Origin of the sequence: Microcystis sp. M169S2 (assembly GCF_020245865.1) — a bacterium.
GTDB lineage: Bacteria > Cyanobacteriota > Cyanobacteriia > Cyanobacteriales > Microcystaceae > Microcystis > Microcystis ichthyoblabe_A.
In genome coordinates, this window is record NZ_JADBUB010000102.1 from 1 (window position 1) to 17,878 (window position 17,878).

Annotated in this window: 15 protein-coding genes; 7 read left to right on the plus strand and 8 right to left on the minus strand. The window is 45.8% G+C overall.

Going from position 1 to position 17,878, the window contains the following annotated elements; translation table 11 throughout:
* The first annotated feature begins 369 nt into the window (after nt 1-369).
* Both IM485_RS10225 and IM485_RS10230 read left to right on the plus strand, forming a co-directional pair.
* The gene (locus tag IM485_RS10225; RefSeq protein WP_002782775.1) at nt 370-849 is read left to right on the plus strand and encodes a hypothetical protein; all 480 of its coding nucleotides are present in this window, start codon (nt 370-372) and stop codon (nt 847-849) included.
* Between the two features lie 219 nt (nt 850-1,068).
* Complete coding sequence (locus tag IM485_RS10230) at nt 1,069-2,721, plus strand: acetolactate synthase large subunit (protein WP_287742877.1); 1,653 nt, start codon at nt 1,069-1,071, stop codon at nt 2,719-2,721.
* Nucleotides 2,722-2,812: 91 nt separating this feature from the next.
* Here IM485_RS10230 and IM485_RS10235 read toward each other — a convergent pair whose 3' ends face one another.
* Complete coding sequence (locus IM485_RS10235; RefSeq protein ID WP_287742880.1) at nt 2,813-4,060, minus strand: DUF4912 domain-containing protein; 1,248 nt, start codon at nt 4,058-4,060, stop codon at nt 2,813-2,815.
* Nucleotides 4,061-4,470: 410 nt separating this feature from the next.
* On the opposite strand from IM485_RS10235, the gene IM485_RS10240 reads away from it, so the two are divergent.
* Entirely contained in the window at nt 4,471-5,808 is a 1,338-nt protein-coding gene (locus IM485_RS10240) for a histidine phosphatase family protein (RefSeq protein ID WP_287742883.1), read from the plus strand.
* Nucleotides 5,809-6,047: 239 nt separating this feature from the next.
* On the opposite strand, the gene crtD is transcribed toward IM485_RS10240, so the two are convergent.
* Nucleotides 6,048-7,559, minus strand: coding sequence for a C-3',4' desaturase CrtD (crtD, locus tag IM485_RS10245; RefSeq protein ID WP_287742886.1), 1,512 nt, complete (start codon nt 7,557-7,559; stop codon nt 6,048-6,050).
* An 18-nt stretch (nt 7,560-7,577) separates the two neighbouring features.
* On the opposite strand from crtD, the gene IM485_RS10250 reads away from it, so the two are divergent.
* The gene (locus tag IM485_RS10250) at nt 7,578-7,757 is read left to right on the plus strand and encodes a hypothetical protein (protein ID WP_287742889.1); all 180 of its coding nucleotides are present in this window, start codon (nt 7,578-7,580) and stop codon (nt 7,755-7,757) included.
* Here the strand turns inward: IM485_RS10250 and thrB are convergent.
* The 4 genes from thrB to IM485_RS10270 form a co-directional block, all read right to left on the minus strand.
* Nucleotides 7,754-8,671, minus strand: coding sequence for a homoserine kinase (thrB, locus tag IM485_RS10255; RefSeq protein WP_287742892.1), 918 nt, complete (start codon nt 8,669-8,671; stop codon nt 7,754-7,756). The genes IM485_RS10250 and thrB overlap by 4 nt on opposite strands.
* A gap of 2 nt (nt 8,672-8,673) precedes the next feature.
* Nucleotides 8,674-9,384 (minus strand): superoxide dismutase, encoded by a 711-nt coding sequence (locus IM485_RS10260; protein WP_104396916.1) that lies wholly within the window; start codon nt 9,382-9,384, stop codon nt 8,674-8,676.
* Nucleotides 9,385-9,586: 202 nt separating this feature from the next.
* Nucleotides 9,587-10,261, minus strand: a complete 675-nt coding sequence (locus IM485_RS10265; protein WP_287742895.1) for a TIGR04283 family arsenosugar biosynthesis glycosyltransferase — start codon at nt 10,259-10,261, stop codon at nt 9,587-9,589.
* Nucleotides 10,248-10,451 carry a hypothetical protein gene (locus tag IM485_RS10270; RefSeq protein ID WP_287742896.1) on the minus strand — a complete coding sequence of 68 codons (204 nt, stop codon included), beginning with the start codon at nt 10,449-10,451 and terminating at the stop codon, nt 10,248-10,250. Before IM485_RS10270 ends, IM485_RS10265 begins: the two co-directional genes overlap by 14 nt.
* A 41-nt stretch (nt 10,452-10,492) precedes the next feature.
* Between IM485_RS10270 and IM485_RS10275 the strand changes: the two genes are divergently transcribed.
* On the plus strand, nt 10,493-10,909 hold the full coding sequence (locus tag IM485_RS10275; protein WP_002771573.1) for a CoA-binding protein: 417 nt from the start codon (nt 10,493-10,495) through the stop codon (nt 10,907-10,909).
* A 47-nt stretch (nt 10,910-10,956) separates the two neighbouring features.
* Here the strand turns inward: IM485_RS10275 and IM485_RS10280 are convergent, their stop codons facing one another.
* On the minus strand, nt 10,957-12,816 hold the full coding sequence (locus IM485_RS10280; protein ID WP_104396919.1) for an iron uptake porin: 1,860 nt from the start codon (nt 12,814-12,816) through the stop codon (nt 10,957-10,959).
* A gap of 530 nt (nt 12,817-13,346) precedes the next feature.
* Here IM485_RS10280 and IM485_RS10285 point away from each other — a divergent pair.
* Nucleotides 13,347-13,733: a hypothetical protein gene (locus tag IM485_RS10285; protein ID WP_002800703.1), complete on the plus strand. Its 387-nt coding sequence runs from the start codon at nt 13,347-13,349 to the stop codon at nt 13,731-13,733.
* Nucleotides 13,734-14,170: 437 nt separating this feature from the next.
* On the opposite strand, the gene IM485_RS10290 is transcribed toward IM485_RS10285, so the two are convergent.
* Nucleotides 14,171-15,541, minus strand: a complete 1,371-nt coding sequence (locus tag IM485_RS10290) for a cobyrinic acid a,c-diamide synthase CobB (protein ID WP_104396920.1) — start codon at nt 15,539-15,541, stop codon at nt 14,171-14,173.
* A gap of 637 nt (nt 15,542-16,178) precedes the next feature.
* On the opposite strand from IM485_RS10290, the gene pckA reads away from it, so the two are divergent.
* A complete protein-coding gene (gene pckA, locus IM485_RS10295; protein ID WP_287742899.1) occupies nt 16,179-17,858 on the plus strand; it encodes a phosphoenolpyruvate carboxykinase (ATP) in 1,680 nt (559 codons plus the stop codon).
* The last annotated feature ends 20 nt before the right edge of the window (nt 17,859-17,878 follow it).

Here is a 17,878-nt window from a genome sequence, read left to right on the forward strand (position 1 = left end):
CCCTTATCCTGACTTGATTTCAGTTTTTTCTTTGTCAGTAAGGGTGTCAACAAGGAATATTACAAATTGTTAACCGAGTCTTGAAAGCCTTGTGCTACAAAGGTTTGAAATGTTAAGAAAGATGTGACTAAAGGACAGCCTGATCAAGGGGGGATCAAGGGGGGATTAAAGGCAAAATCCATTTTTAATTTAATTATAACCAGCTACTTACGTTATGATACCAAGTTAAATAGAGCATTCATTTGATCGCACTTAAGTGAGGGACTTCTGCTGAGACTAAGTTAAAATTATAAAAAGCTCACACTCCCGGAAAGCCATTTATTTTTTACAATAGAAAATTCGCCGGATTATTTTTGCGGGAGGCAATCGGTGATTCTCAATTTTTCCTTAAGGATTGTAGCGGCCAAAGGCAGACTATTCTGTAAGTTTTCACTCTACAAAACCTATCGGGTGGTCAGTAGCGCCCCTGTCGATGTCCTCTGGCAAAAATTAATCAATGTGGCCGATGTCTCTTGGCATCCTTTGATTGCCAAGGCTGATGTTCCCTTGGGTTTAATCGCTAAACCGGGGTTAATCTATCAAGCTGTCACCCGTCTGACTCCCATTCCTATCCGGGTTTTCGTGGAAAATGTCCGCCCCGGGGAACTCCTCAGCCTCAGAGTTCTCGCTATCCCCGGCATGGAACAGAAAATGACCTACCAAGTGGAATCAACCCTCTGTGGTAGTTATATTTCCTATTCTGTCACCCTGCGCGGTTGGCTGTCCCCCTTCATCTGGTGGTTAAGTCGTCCCTATTTAGCCAAAGTCGCCGCCCAACTGGCCCACGCCGCCGAAGAATTAACGGCCTAAAAAAAATTCTCCCCCATTGTGCGAATAAATAATCTGCCAAGGGTCAAGATCTAAGTCACAATGGTATATGGATAGACTTAAACAAAATTTTAGTCAGCTACATTGGTACATATAGTCTACTGATATCATCCCGACGAGTTGAGCGCAACAACCTCAATCCGCCGGGATGAACTATCTCTAGAGACTTTACTGATGAAGTAAGCTCTACAGGAGGGAATTATGGGGGAATTAAACACAGCCGAACTTCTAGTTAAATGTCTAGAGAATGAAGGGGTCGAGTATATTTTTGGGCTACCCGGGGAAGAAAACCTCGATGTTTTGGAAGCCCTAAAAAACTCCTCGATCAAATTTATCACCACCCGTCACGAACAGGGCGCCGCTTTTATGGCCGATGTCTATGGACGCTTGACGGGAAAAGCGGGGGTTTGTCTCTCCACCCTAGGACCGGGGGCGACTAACCTGATGACGGGGGTAGCCGATGCTAATCTCGATGGGGCGCCCTTGGTGGCCATCACCGGCCAGGTGGGAACCGATCGAATGCACATTGAATCCCATCAATATCTGGATCTGGTGGCCATGTTCGCCCCGGTGACGAAATGGAATAAACAGATCGTCCGGCCGGGTATCACCCCGGAAGTGGTACGGAGAGCCTTTAAAACCGCCCAAAGTGAGAAACCGGGGGCAGTTCATATCGATCTTCCCGAAAATATCGCCGCTATGGCTGCCGATGGTAGTCCTTTGCCCCTCGATAGTCAGGAAAAAGTTTACGCTTCCTATCGGACTTTGAATATGGCGGCGGCAGTGATTTCTAAAGCCAAAAATCCCTTGATTTTGGCGGGAAATGGGGCAATTCGCGCTAATGCTAGTGAAGCTTTAACGGAATTCGCCACGGCCTTGAATATCCCTGTGGCTAACACTTTTATGGGTAAGGGGGTGATTCCCTATACCCATCCTCTGGCTCTTTGGGCGGTAGGATTACAGCAACGGGATTTGATTAGTTGTGCCTTTGATCGCAGTGATTTAATTATCGCTGTTGGTTACGATTTAATCGAGTATTCGCCGAAAAAATGGAATCCAGAGGGGAAATTACCGATTATTCACATCGGCATGACTCCGGCGGAAATTGACAGCAGTTATGCTCCGGTGGTGGAAGTGGTGGGTGATATCACCGATTCTCTCATCGATATCCTCAAACGGGCCGATCGCCAGAATAAACCAACTCCTGTCACCGCAGCATTAAAGACGGAAATTCGGGCCGATTACGAAACCTATGCCAATGATACGGGTTTTCCGATCAAGCCACAAAAATTGATCTACGATCTGCGTCAGGTGATGGGACCGGAAGATATCGCTATTTGTGACGTGGGCGCTCATAAAATGTGGATGGCCCGCCATTATCACTCCGATTGTCCTAATACTTGCATTATTTCTAACGGTTTCGCCGCTATGGGTATTGCTATCCCTGGTGCGATCGCCGCTAAGTTAGTTCATCCCGATAAGCGCGTCGTGGCGGTGACGGGGGACGGCGGTTTTATGATGAATTGTCAGGAATTGGAGACAGCTTTGCGGGTGGGAACTCCCTTCGTCACTCTCATCTTTAATGATGGCGGTTACGGTTTAATCGAATGGAAGCAGTTAAACTATTTTGGGACATCTTCTTTTATTAAGTTTGGTAATCCCGATTTTGTTAAATTTGCTGAAAGTATGGGATTAAAAGGCTATCGGGTGGAATCTACTCAGGATTTGATCCCGACACTAGAGGATGCTTTCCGGCAAGATGTCCCTACGGTGATCGATGTTCCCGTCGATTACGGTGAAAATCTGCGTCTTTCCCAAAAATCGGGCGATTTAAGCTGTCAGATTTGGGAATAAAAGCCGTTATCTTCTCAAAAAAAATCCCCTAACTAAATCTCAGTTAGGGGGAAGTAATTGGTTTGGCTTTGGTAACGTTAGAAAACCCAATCTAGAATAACCATTCTAGAACCGCCTCGTCTTTAGTGTTGGTATTGCGAGAGGGGGTTTCCCTGGTGAATTTCATGTGGATAGAACGATTTTGTTCCCCATCGGCGGCTACGGCCATAATCGGATAATCGATTAAACCATCTTGGAAGGACATCTGATAGCGGAAAGTGCCATCGGGATTGAGTTTAATCGGACGACCACCGATAGTTACGGTGGCATCGGGTTCGGTGGCACCATAGACGATTAATTCTGCATCGGCAACTAACCAGAATTTGCGCGGACGTTGTAGGGTTTCCGAAGCACCCATACCGATACCAGAAGCAGTCATCCCGATACCGGAAGCGGTTAGTCCCGATACCGTGGGAACTGCCCACATACCAACTCCGGAGGGGAATACATAAGAACTGATCACTTCCGACATCGGTACGGAACCAGCGACGTGCTGCATGGAACCAAACAAGGAACCGGCCACCCGTAGGGCTTCCATATCGCCGACACTCTCGAAAATTTGGTCGTAGATGGGGCTAGTTCCCGTGGTTCCGGCGCTGCTGCCGTAGCGTTTGCTGGGGGGAACGAGTTCGTAAACAGTTTTGCCCACCAGTTCTTCTTCCCAGTTAACGGTGACAAAAATATCTTCAATCCAGTCGGAAGGATAGACGGGAGGAATCCGCACTAAAGGAGAACGGGCCAAAACTAACCAACGACCATCAGCACAACGATAACCGATATCGATAACATAATCTCGATCGCTGACTGGAATCGGTAAATACCATTCCCGGGCTAATTCATCACAGAGATATTCTTGGACACTGTGGGCGCCTTGGCTATTGAGATCGATATCGGTGACATCATAAAGACGTAGGGCTAATTGTTGTCCCCCTTGACGACGCAAATCTTCTTTTGATTCGTTGGGGATATCCCAGTAAGCATAGGCCCACTGAGGATCGCGAGGTAACAGGGTAATGCGATTTTCACCGTAGCCACCGGGCAGATCTCCTAAACCATCATCCACCGAACCTAGGATATCTTCGATCGGGTTAGCTTGACCTAATTCAAATTTTGCTGCTTCCACTGGTTTTTCCTCTTTAATAATAGATTTAAAATTGCCGCTTACTCCCATAGCTTGGGTAATTGCCTCGATTAACTGCGTTTTCCGCATCCGACTGTAACGAGAGATGCTGTATTGACTGGCAACTCGTCGCAGTTGCCGCAAGGTCATCTCATCTAAGGGGGGGTATTCTGGAACCATGAGTTGACGCTCTCCGATTAGTTACGACGGCAAATGTTTTTGGGCATTTGCAAAAGCAGTGATCTGGGTAATCCTTCTAACTACTCATCGATTGCTTTGTGAACGAGAGATCCACTCGATGGGGATCAAGGGAATCGCTTGTTATAAATACCTATTAAACAGTAAGATTCCGATTTTGACCAAGTACATTGTCATGATTTCTTGATAAAAACGCCAAACCCTTGATCCCAAAGAGATTTTCATGTCAGGAAGTTTTGATACGCTGTGCTGCCTTGAAACTGCATAAGGAAATTTTAGTACAAATGCTCGCAGATCTCCACTGATTACTGATTACCGATTACTGATTTGTACTCCGATCCCGATCGCCTGTAATCTGATATTGAGACTTTTAGTTAAGGAGACTGAACCGCTTGGCTACCCGTGTGATTATTGTTCGTCATGGACAAAGCAGTTATAACGCACAGCAGAAAATACAAGGTCGCAGTGATGGCTCGGTTTTGACGGAAAAAGGGCATCTGGACGCGGAAAAAGTAGGAAATGCTCTCAGTCAAATCGATATCGCCGCTTTTTACTGTAGTCCTCTCCAAAGAGCCAAATCTACTGCTGAGGTGATTCAGTCTCGTTTAAATAACTCTCCCGTCATTCAACCCACTTCGCAGTTACTAGAAATCGATCTGCCTATCTGGGAAAATATGGTCAAAGAGGAGGTAAAAGCTCAATACCCGCAAGAATATCGGGATTGGCACCAAAAACCTCACGAATTTAAGATGATACTGCCCGATGGTCAGGAACATTATCCCGTTCTCTCTCTCTATCAACAAGCGCAGGATTTTTGGCGAGAAATTATTCCCCAACACGAGGGCCAAACTATCCTCATTGTTGCCCATAACGGCATTAATCGCTGTTTAATCCTCAGTGCCATCGGTATTCCGGTTTCCTTATACCATTCCCTGCAACAATCTAACTGTTGCGTTAATGTTCTCAATTTTACGGGTGATTTTGGTGATCCTGTTCAGGTGGAATCCCTCAATCAAACGGCACACCTAGGGATAGCTTTACCCCCACCACGTCCTCCTTTCCAAGGATCGAGGCTGCTGCTGGTGCGTCACGGAGAAACCCAATGGAATCGGGATAAACGTTTTCAAGGTGTGCGCGATATTCCTCTCAATGATAATGGCAAAGCTCAAGCTGAGAAAGCCGCCGAATTTCTGCGAGAAACGGCGATAAATCACGCTGTCACCAGTCCTTTGTCCCGTCCCAAGGAAACTGCCCAAATTATCCTGCAATATCACCCCGATGTCACCTTAGATACCCAAGGGGATCTGACAGAAATCTGTCACGGACTTTGGGAAGGTAAATTAGAGGAGGAAATTGAAGCGAGTTTCCCCGGGATGTTAGAAGACTGGAAAAATGCCCCGGAAACCGTGCAAATGCCGGAAGGGGAGAATTTACAGGAAGTTTGGGATCGAGCGATCGCTTGTTGGCGGCAAATCGTTAAAACCTATAGTAATAGCGATAGTCCTAAGACAATTATGGTAGTAGCTCACGATGCTATTAATAAGGTGATTCTTTGTTATTTATTGGGTTTAAAACCCGCCAATTTCTGGAATATTAAACAGGGAAATGGTGCGGTTAGCGTTATCGATTATCCCAAAGGAGTTGACTCTCAACCGGTCCTACAAGCAATTAATATTACCTCTCATATAGGATCGGGAATACTCGAGCGCACGGCAGCTGGCGCTTTATAACAGTTATCAGTTATCAGTTATCAGTTATCAGTGGGTAAGTTAACAGTTAACAGTTATCAGTATTCAGTTATCAGTATTCAGTATTCAGTATTCAGAAGATTGCTTTTATTTATTCTTCCCAATTCATAATTCATAATTACGGCTAACTAGAAGCTAAGTACCTAAGCAAAATTAATTACACATTTCGATAAAGCTTTTGCCTATTGCCTATTGCCTCTTGCCTATCTTCACTAGGAAATTTATTTTGCACGACTACTTAATTGATTCTCAATCTGTCTAACTACGGTTAGCGCCGAATAGCTGACTCCGGCAGTGCCTTCTCCCGGATGGGTGGAATCTCCTACTAACCAAAGATGGGGGATCGGAGTGCGCGTCGCTACGCCAAAAGGGCCAAAAGTGGACAATCTTTGACCAATACCGCCGACAATGCCCTGATTTCGCCCCGTAAACCGCTCAAAAGTACGAGGTGTAGCTGATTCGATGTGAACGATGTGATCAGGACTAAGATGGAAATAATTACCGAGACGCTCGATCGCCTCTTGGGTGTATGCTGCTTTTAATTGCTGATAATTATCTTCTCCTTTTTGCCACCAAAGACTGGTATCGGTGAAGGAAGAAGCAATAATCGTCGCTTTTCCCACTGGAGCGCGGCCATCCCCTTCTTTACTCACGGAAACAAACAAAGAGTTATTTTCGCCGATTATGCCATCGTAATCGTAGAGGAATTGCAAATGGGGGGGACAATCGGGGGGAATAGCAGCGCGATCGACTCCTAAGTAAACCACAAAAGCAGCGGATGCGGGGGGAAGTTTTTCGATTCTCCGGTGATAAAGACTGGGAATGGCTTCGCGATCGATTAATTGTGGTAAATTTTGGATCGGGATATTAGCCACAATCTCATCGGCCATTTCTGGATATATTTGACCATTTTTTTGATTTCTGACGATAATTCCCGTGGATTTTTTCTTTTCTGTCAGTATTTTTTCCACTGTGTGGCGCATTTGCAATTTACCGCCGTATTTTTCCAAAGCTGCTACTAGGCGATCGCTTAATACCTGCATACTACCCTGAAGGTGGGATAAACCTTGGGGAGACTGAGAAACTGCCAAGGCGGTGGCGGCATAAAGTAAAGCAGTTTCATCGGCATTAACTTGGGAATAAAGCTTTAACTGGAGATCAAGGAAGGTTTTTAGGCGTTTATCCCTCTCTAAGCCGTATAATCGCAGAGCATCGCCCACAGTCATCAAAGTAAAGGGAAAGGTAATGGCAGTATCTACACGCAAAGCGGCGATTAATTGCCCTAAATCCCACCAGTTGCGCGGGGGTAAAACTGGATCGCGACTTTGAAAACGCCAACTTGCTTGAAAAAGTTTTTGTAATAATTGCCAAAAAGGTTCGCTGCCCGGAAATTGTTTTTGTCTTTCCTCTTGCCACTTTTGCCGATCGCGCCAGACATTAATCGGAGTGGTTTCCCCCGGCAGAAAAACGGCACAGGCGGGATCGCAGGGGACAGAATCGGGTAAATCTATCCCTAATTCGGCAAAAATGCGCTGATGAATGCCCCCTACTTCTAATCCTGCCACTTGAGTTGCCCCCACGTCAAAAGTAAAACCCCGACGGGAAAAAGTCGAGGCACAACCCCCGGGGACAAGCGCCTGATCATATACTGTGACTTGATAACCTCGACGCGCCAATAATGCCGCCGCCGTTAGTCCGCCAATCCCTGCACCAATAACGGTAATTCGCGTCATTTTCTTAATAATTAGGGTTTGCTGAAAAAGTTTGTTGGTGGGGTTAGGAGTCAGGAGACAGGAGACAGGAGACAGGAGACAGCTTTTTTCTCCCCACTTCCCCACACCCTACACCCTAAACCCCACACCCCACACCCCACACCCTACACCCTACACCCCACACCCCACACCCTACACCCATCTGCCAGGGACTCTTAACAGTTTACCCGCGCCCCTAGGGTATCTAAAGCCAAAATTTTGGTACTAGAGTTAATCCCCACTTCCTCCCAAGCATTCGTCATCTCTGTGGCTGTTTTTTGGGCATTGTCGGGGTTAGTTAAAGCTAATAGGGTGGGACCTGCGCCACTAATTACCATCCCGTAAGCACCGGCATTAATGGCGGCTTTTTTCACCTTTTCGTAACCCGGGATCAAAGATTGGCGATAGGGTTGATGCAGTTTATCCTCTAGGGCAATTCTCAGCCAATCGCCGTTACCCGTCTCTAATCCCCGCAATAATAAACCCAAGCGGGAAATATTGAAAATTGCCTCCTGACGGCTAATTTTTTCCGGTAAAACCGCCCGAGCTTTTTCCGTAGCCAGTTCAAAATCGGGAATCGCTAGGACGGGAACGAGATTTTTTTGCCAAAATACTTGACAAATAGCCCAATTTGTGCTGTCCCCTGCCGATAGCTGACAGTTGCCCCGCAAAGCCGGCACCACATTATCTGGATGGCCCTCCAAAGCGATCGCTAATGCTTCGATTTCCCCCATAGATAAAGGATTTCCCGCACATTGATTGGCAGCCACTAACCCACCGATAATAGCAGTAGCAGAACTACCTAAACCTCTAGCCAGAGGAACCCCTAAACCGATCTCGATGGCGATGGGGGGCGGATTCTGTCCTATTTTTTGATAAACTTGCAAAAAAGAAGTGTAGATTAAATTATCAGCACCTTGGCTAACTTTAGCTGATTCAGTTCCCTTGACACTAATGCTGACAGGGTTAGCTGTCGTTGCCGGCAGCAGGGTAAAAGTAAACTGATTATATAGGGTTAAGGCCGCTCCGAGACAATCGAAGCCGGGCCCAATATTAGCAGTGGTAGCGGGAACTGTTACCGTAAAAGTTGTCATCGTTAAGCTTTTGCCTGAAGATAGCGGCGATTTACCTCCTCCCAGTTAACCACATTCCACCACTGTTTTAAATATTCAGCCCGTTGATTACGATATTTTAAGTAATAGGCGTGTTCCCAGACATCATTGCCCATAATTGGCTGTAATCCCATCATTAGGGGGCTATCTTGGTTAGCGGTGCTGATAATTTCTAGTTGTCCTGACTTATTTAAAACCAACCATGTCCAACCACTACCAAAAAGTTTAGTACCTGCTTGGTTGAAAGCGTTTTTAAATTCCTCGAAACTGCCAAATTTAGCGATTATTGCCGCTCCTATTTCTCCTGTTGGTTCGCCACCGCCATCGGGGGACATAATCTGCCAAAACATCGTATGATTAAGATCGCCGCCGCCATTATTGCGGATAGTGATGCGAAGATCGGCGGGTAAAGAGTCAAGATTTTTAATTAATTCTACTACTGTTTTTTTCTGCAATTCTGGATATTTTGCCACTGCCGCGTTGAGATTATTAACGTAGGCTGCATGGTGTTTATCGTGATGAAATTGCATCGTTTCCTTATCGATATAAGGTTCTAGGGCATCATAGCTATAGGGTAGGGCGATAAGACCATAGGGACCAGTAGCAGCAAAAGCGGGACGGTTAAAACCGGCAAGAGTGGCTGTGCCAAGGGTAGCACCTAAAAGATAAAGAAATTGACGGCGATCAAGAGACATATTCTCAGAGCAGATGTTCCGATTATTAATTATCCTATCGATCGGTGCCTTGGCAGAGAAAAGTTTTTATCGACGGACTCCTAAACGCAATCGGCTGCATCTCTATATTACATTTTCGGTGTAAGCAGTTCGATAAACTCACTGACCACGTTGCGCCCCTACATTGCACAATGACCTAAAATACTTTTTAAGCAAGCCTTTATTACCATAAACGATAAAAATTTTTCAACAAGCGCGGCGGAATTTTTAGATAATAACCAATAATAACTAATTGATTAACTAAGGTGGTTTTGCCAACTCCTAATTTTTGCCAACGTCTTGCCGAGGTAATCACTGGAGCAGCAACTATGGCTATTTTACCCCTTTTTTTCAATCTTTGTATTAATTCAAAATCTTCCATAATTGGCAACTCAGGAAAACCGCCTAAATCGGCAAAGATTGAGGCTTTTAAAAATATTCCTTGATCTCCGTAGGGAAGAGAAAACCAGCGAGAACGCCAATTAACTAATTTTTCCACTAAACGCAGGGTTTTTTCCTCTCCATCAATTTTTAATTCAAAGGCCCCCGCTACTATCCCAGATTGGGATAAAGTATCGATAATTTGTTCTTGATAATTTTGGGGAAGTAAAGTATCTCCATGCAGAAATAACAAAACATCTCCTTTCGCTATTTTTGCTCCTAAATTCATCTGAAATGCACGACCTTTACTGGGTGAAATAATTACCTTTGCTCCCAATTGTTCGGCTATTTCTCTGGTTTTATCTGTACTTCCCCCATCGACAACAATAATTTCTACTCCTTCACCTATCTGTTTTAACGTTGCTGCAATTCTTAACTCCTCATTAAGAGTCGGAATGATAATACTAAGATAATTCATGAGGTTTTGTACTAACTAAAGTCAGAGGATTTAGGGGCGACCATCGGGTAAATTTTCCTACAGATACCGAGGGATTGATTGGGATGTGTAATAACTGTTTTTCCGGTAAAAAAGTTAAACATTGCTGCCAGTTCTCCAGAGTGGCTAAAGCTGCCGTCAAAAGTCGATGCCAAATTAGGTTAAACTTCATCTTTATCAGAAACGAAACTCTGTTCTAAGATAGGTGGGACAATGCCGAATATTAAAGGAGACGATGGTGCGCTCAAAACCATCTTCAGCAATAGTAAAATTATCGCAGTGGTCGGGCATTCTGAGAAATCGAGCCGCGCCAGCTATCAGGTGGCCAAATTCCTGCAAGCGGTGGGTTATCGAGTCTATCCTGTCAATCCGATGGTCAAGCAAATTGACGGTCAAAGCTGCTATCCTTCTCTAGAGGCTATCCCCGAACCTGTGGATATTGTTAACGTTTTTCGTCATCCTGATTATTTACCCGAAATTGTCGAGTCAGCTATTGCTATTCGGGCTGCTACTCTTTGGACACAATTGAAAATTTATCACCCAGTTGCCGAAAAAAAGGCGATCGAGGCGGGTTTAAATGTAATTATGGATGCTTGTATCCAGATAGAATATCAGCGTCTATTTGCCTAAAACAAAACCCCACCATGGGTGGGGTTTCGGGTTTAATTTAGGAAATCCTAGAAGGTAAAGGTTCCGCGGAGAGTGCCAATCCACTCGTTACCAGTGCCTTTGAACTGTTCAGGTGCAGAAATCCAGATGACACCGGGGGTGATAGAAATATTGTCGGTGACTTGGTACTTGTAGAACAATTCAACGTGGTAGGGAACGATGTTAGATACTTTTAGCCCCATGTCTCGGAAGCTTAAGTGACCGATGTAGGGCTGCGCACCAGCAAACAGACCTAAGATATTTCCTTCTTTACCCAAGTCGGGGAAGGCAATACCAGCACCGTAGGTCCACACTTCCGCGTCACCGAGACCGAGTAAACGCACGGTGGAGTAGGAACCGAAGGCACTCAAGCTGGCGAAACCAATATCCACTGCACCGGTTAAACCGTAGCTATTGGATACTTTGGCTCCGAAGTTGAAGAAACCGACTTCATCCTGTAGGGTTACATCTCCAGGAGGGTTGCCGTTGACGTTGAGCAGGGTGTTTAACTGAGTTTGGGAAAGGTTAGCGGCGGAACTTCCCGTCACACCGAAGGAACCACCGTTACCGAAGATGGCGGTGTCGGCACCTTGGTAGGCATTAACGTAGGTGAAGCCGACGTTGAGGAAGTTAAAGAGGTTAGCGTTAATCTGTGCTAAAGCGGCGTAATCTCCGTTAAAGAGACCATTACCCGGGTTAGGATTGGCCGCAGAACTAGAGCCACCACCACCGGCTAAGTAACCCAAGGATAGGGAGGTCGGACCGACAATGCTTTGGAGGAAGCCTAACTGTAGGCTAACACCAGCCCCAGAACCACCACCGATACGGTAGATGGGGTTTTCGGAAGCGAAGGTCGAAAGCGCACCATTACCACCGTCGAAGTCTTCAAAGAAGGGATTAGTGGTGGGAACGAAGTCATTCCAAATACCGCCCCAAGCGGCGACGTAGGTGTTGAAGCGACCAAAATAACCTAAGTCAATCGGGGTATAGTAGGCCAACCAGTCGAGAACCACATCGCTACCGTTACCCGCAGCAGTCCAGGTTTGGAATAGGGAGGGACTTTGCAGATTATCGAATCTGACGGAAGCGGGATCACCATTTTGCAGTGTGGTGGTGGATTTGTAATCAAATCCGAAGGGAGTGGCACTACCCGCCGCTAAACGAGTTTTCAACACGTCCTGACCGGTGAAGCTCGTGTTTAAAACTAAACGAGCGCGGTACTGCATGGCAGCTTGGGAGGCGGGGCTACCGGCACCGACCGTATCGGTGACAGCGAAGATGACTTCCCCAGCTAATTTGGTGGTGGTGGAGAATTGGTTATTTTCGAGGAAAGACACCCGACCTTCTAAGTTATCAACTCTAGCTCCTAAAGCTGCTAACTCGGCTTGAAACTCATCCATCAAGCGCTTGAGGGCATCTAAGTCTTCCTTGAGGACGTTGACACCATCTTGAATTAAACGTTCCATCACGTTTAAACAAGCGTTTAAACCAGCCGCAAACTCCCAACGGGTTAAAGCTCGGTCGCCCCGGAAGGTGCGATCGGGATAACCAACAATACAACCATAGCGCTCCACAAGACTTCTTAGGGCTTCATAGGCCCAAGCGGTGGGGGAAACATCCCGCAGTTGGTTAACGCTGGTGACTTGATCGATGCTGTTGCCCTCTACGGGTGCAACTTGACCTTCGTTACCGTACTGTTCGATCTGATTGAGTAATTCGCCAGTTCCTGCACCGTTGTCCTGAACTTGAGCGATCTCTAGACTGTTAAATTCGGTAGAAACACTGGTAGATTTGGCGGGATCGAAGCTACTAGCATTAGCGGAAGCTACCAGGGTAGCCCCTAAAATCGCCGGGCTAACCAGCAATGATCTCCAGAACATTCTTAACATGATGGTTTTTTCCTCACACCTTATAGGTTGACTACACAGTTTGATGACGCATATAGCCTTGCTATTCTTCCGTTATTATACACGATTTAATTGCTTAGGGAAAGATGCGATCTCATTTTTTTTCCCTTGACCGGTTGACAAAGTGGCCACTAGTATCTTCTGGTTTCTGTGTGGAAACCAGGCCTATACTGATAGTTACTTCAACAAAATAGCCCTAAAAGTTCTGCCCGATAATCATTTGACGATTCTATAAGCAAAAATTATCATACAAAGTCGAGAAGAACCGCCACCCTCTAGATACTAACGGCACTTAAACAAAAACTCAAGTAGGTTAGAATCCTTACTGGGAGAAAACTTAAGCTCAAATAACAGGCTCATCTAGACGAGTCGGGCAAGGTTCTCTGATTTTGATAACGACGACTGGACTGGGTTGTTGTCAGATTAATTGATAATTTCTATAGTGGCACTGTTAAGTATGGAGTGATGCCTAATCAGCAAAACTTAACGCCCACAAAAACAGGTACAAGACCATGAAACAAAGAAAGATAGCCAATACACTGCGTAAAGCCTTGCTAGAAGATGGCAAGATGGAACGCGCTCTCTATGAATACGAATTAGAAGAACACATAGACTACTGGTACGAAGGTCTCAAGTCCGACCGTGATCAGTTTGTCTTTGCCGTCACGGAAAACTCCGGTGATGTGGCAATGGTATTGATTATGCCAGATAAAACTATCTACGTCAATGAGGAGGCGAGAGAGAAACTCTCTCAATTCTGGATAAAAGCTTATAAAAATAATATAAATCGATTAATTCCCATGATGGCGGACAATTTAGCCAATGATATTATCTCGGTCAATGGCGTTAAAACGGTGTCCCCCAACCAGAAGCGGCGCTGGGTTAGTTTGCGCCCGTAGAGTTAAAGTGAAGAAAGGCTCACTTAGGACAAAATTGGCATTATACTAAATCCGGTTATTAAAAACTGATTATCTATTCCCTCTTTTGCGTTAGTGCCTCTTGCATGAGTGCCTCTCCTCATAACTAGCCTATACTCAACGGATTTAGTATTACTTCTGGTTCTGGGGTTCTCAGATGACGGGAAACCCCCAAAAACTATCCGCCCTTACCAATTGCTCGGTAAGGGCGGTGTAGCGGGTCATCAGAATCGACACCAGACTGCCGGAAGGAACTCCAGCTAGTCTAAATCTTGTTTAGACGTGGGGGTCTAGAGAACAGCCCCGGCGCACAGCCGGCTATTGTCGATTAGGAGACCCATGCTTTTACTACTTTCTACCATCGACATCACCTCCTGTATCCCTTAACGGATTGATTATCAAATTTATCTGCAATTAGCTTAACGCAGCTGTGCGGAAAAATCAAGGCCGGCAGCTAAAAATTTTTTCGGCAGGCCCAGTTGGCCCCCAAAATGTAGGTGGAGATAGGAAGCGTGCAGATTCTTACCTTGCCACCCTTCGGCATTGATAGCACCCCTGGGGAATGGTTGCAGTTGATAAATCGGTGCGTCGCTCACCCCGCTTAATTGGGAGCGATGGAATTCATGGCCGCGCACTGGTTGACCCGGTTTGAGCAGGATCGTCTCCTGTTGGGTGATGGCTTGCCGATAACCTAGGGTTAACTTCGGGGACATTATAGCAGATTGGGGGATTATTTGCAACATAGAATGGTTTTTTTGCTCAAAATCAATTATTTTGTCACATAAATACATTAGTCCCCCACATTCGGCGTAGGTGGGCATTCCAGAGGCGATCGCTTTTCTCACCTGAGTTAAGATAGGGGTGTTAGCCGCTAATTCTGGGGCAAAAATTTCGGGAAAACCGCCACCAAAGTACAACCCTTGCAGGTTTTCGGGCAAATTTGCCCCTTGCAAGGGACTCCAAAAGATTAATTCCGCGCCTAAATTGGCTAAAATATCGAGATTATCGGGATAATAAAAGTTAAAAGCCTTATCTCTGGCAATACCGATACGGATAGGGGGAAAAAGCTTATTTTCTTCTGTGGGATTTTTCGGGTTCTCTTGGGGAGAAATAGTCAGTAAAGGCAAGAGAATGTCCCAATTAAAGCAGTTTTGGGCAATAGAAGCCAGTTGATCTTGCAGTTCCCTGATTTCTCCTAGTTCATCCCTGGGAACTAATCCTAGATGGCGATCAGGAATTGTCAGGGAATCTTGACGACGCAGAACCCCGACAATCGGCATATTGATGGATTCTAGGGCGGTTTGCAGTAATTGCAGGTGGCGATCGCTACCAACCCGATTGAGGATAACTCCAGCTAGATGGAGATTTTTGTCTAAAGATTGATAACCGCGGACAATAGCGGCGACAGAGGTGGATAAACGACTACAATCGATAACTAACAGCAGAGGAAGCCCTAAAATACGGGCAATATGGGCGGTACTGGCATAATCGGGAAATTGAGTATCGCTTAATTGAATACCATCAAATAGCCCCATTACCCCTTCGATCACAGCATAATCGACATTTTGACAGTGTTGGGCAAAACAGGTTTTTACATAGTCTTCGGAAGTTAAAACCGGATCGAGATTGCGACAGGGGCGACCGGTAAAATGACTATGGAACATGGGATCGATATAATCGGGCCCGACTTTAAAAGATTGCACTCGATCGCCACGACTGATTAAATAGGCCAAGATTGCCAGGGTAATCGTAGTTTTACCGACTCCGCTTCTTTCTCCTGCGATGATCATTATTAGTTGTTTTTTTTCGAGATCGAGCTAGACTTAATTAACCTGTTACACAATCAATTCTAGAGCTTGCCAACGGCTAATAAGGTCAATTTTGGCCGCTAACTGGTCCCTGTGTCAATCGACTTTTTTTATTAGCGGTGAAATCAATTTGACCACGTTTAGGATCATTGTCATCATCTCTAGACAACCAGCTATTGTTCCGGCGTTCTGACGTTGCCCAAAACCAGAGACTTCCTACCTGACAATTAAGATAACTTCTAGATTAGCGGATCAATTTTGTGTAGCTGTTAACTTTTGTAAAAAAAACATCGTCTGCATCCTATTGTACAGATAGACTAAAAATATCTAGAAAAAGCAGTTAGATCGGCAAGAGGGAAAAGGTAAAAACCCTGACTGGGAGATGAGGGGTAAATACGCAAATAATCCTGAATTACCGCTCTAGGATTGGCTTTACCGACAGCGAAAGACCAGATTAATCAGGCAAATATCGTCAAATAAACTAATCAATATAGCTTCTTAGGTGTCTGGGAGTGAAAAAAGACAGAGAACGGAGTTTTTCTAGTTTCTATAACTGCACTATCAGAGACCTAGAACTTAGCTCTAAACCGACAACTAAATTATCAGGAGAATTGGGGTTATGCCGACTCTACACACGCTGACCAATGATAGTATCTCTTGTCCCTTGTCCGATCGCATGGAGAATGTCAATTTCCACTACGAATTAGAAAATCAAATTCATCCCACCTACGGCCTCGAAAACCTAGGCATGAAAAATCTCGGTCGCGTTTATCGCAATCTTTCCGTACCGCAATTAGTCGAACAGGCGATCGAACATCATGAGGGCGTTTTAGCCGATAATGGGGCTTTAGTGGTGGAAACGGGTAAATATACTGGTCGTTCCCCCAAAGATAAATTCATTGTCAAAGAAGCCAATAGCGAAAAGGAAATCGACTGGAATCAGCATAACGCCCCGATTAGCGAGGAAAAATTCCAGCAGTTATACCGAAAAGTCCTCGCCTATGTGCAGGGAAAAGACCTATATATCTTCGATGGTTACGTCGGGTCCGATCCTAATTGTCGCTTTGGCGTGCGCGTTGTCACCGAAATCGCCTATCATAACCTCTTTGCCCATCAGTTATTCCTCCGGCCCAGTGCGGTCGAACTAGCTGCCCATCAAACTGATTTTACCGTGATTGCCCTGCCGGGGTTACAGGGAGATCCCGAGGATGACGACCTGAACAGCGAAGCCTTTATCGTCCTCAACCTGGCCAAAAAAATCGTTCTCATCGGTGGCACTCGCTACGCTGGCGAAATCAAAAAATCCGTCTTCTCGATGATGAACTACCTGATGACCAAACAAGGGGTTTTACCGATGCACGGTGCCGCTAACATGGATAAACACGGTCATACGGCCCTCTTTTTCGGTCTCTCCGGTACGGGTAAAACCACCCTTTCCGCCGATCCTAAACGCAGCCTCATCGGTGATGATGAACACGGTTGGTCAGAAGATGGCATTTTTAACTTTGAAGGCGGTTGTTATGCTAAAACCATCCGTTTAAGTGCCGAATACGAACCCCAAATCTGGGCAGCGATTCAATTTGGCACTATTCTCGAAAACGTGATCCTTTCCCCCGATAATCGCCTTCCCGACTACGATGATGGACGTTTGACCGAAAACACCCGTGCCGCCTATCCCCTGCGTTATATCCCTAATTGTGCCGTATCTGGCATGGGAACCCACCCAAAAACTATTATCTTCTTAACTGCCGATGCTTTTGGGGTACTGCCACCAATCGCCAAATTAACCACGAACCAGGCGATGTATCATTTCCTCTCCGGTTATACTAGCAAATTAGCGGGAACGGAACGGGGAATCACCGCCCCACAGGTGACTTTTTCCAGTTGTTTCGGTCAATGTTTCTTCCCTCTCTCACCCCTGGTCTATGCCCAAATGTTAGGGCAACGTTTAGAACAACACCCCGAAACCTCGGTTTATCTGATTAATACCGGTTGGTCTGGCGGTCCCTACGGAGTCGGCGATCGCATTTCGATCAAACACACCCGCGCTATGGTTTCCGCCGCTTTAAATGGCGATTTAGAGGAAGTAGTTTTCCATCCTCATCCCATCTTTCAAGTTCTCGTCCCCGAAATTGTCCCAGGAGTTCCCAAAAAAATCCTCGACCCGCGACAAGCATGGCAAGATGGCGAATCCTACGACCTACAGGCGCGAGAATTGGCCCATCGTTTCGTGGAAAATTTCCGTCAATTTACCACTGCCTCCCAAGAAATAATTGCAGCCGGTCCAATTTGGGAATAACAGCATCAAGGAATCGGTTT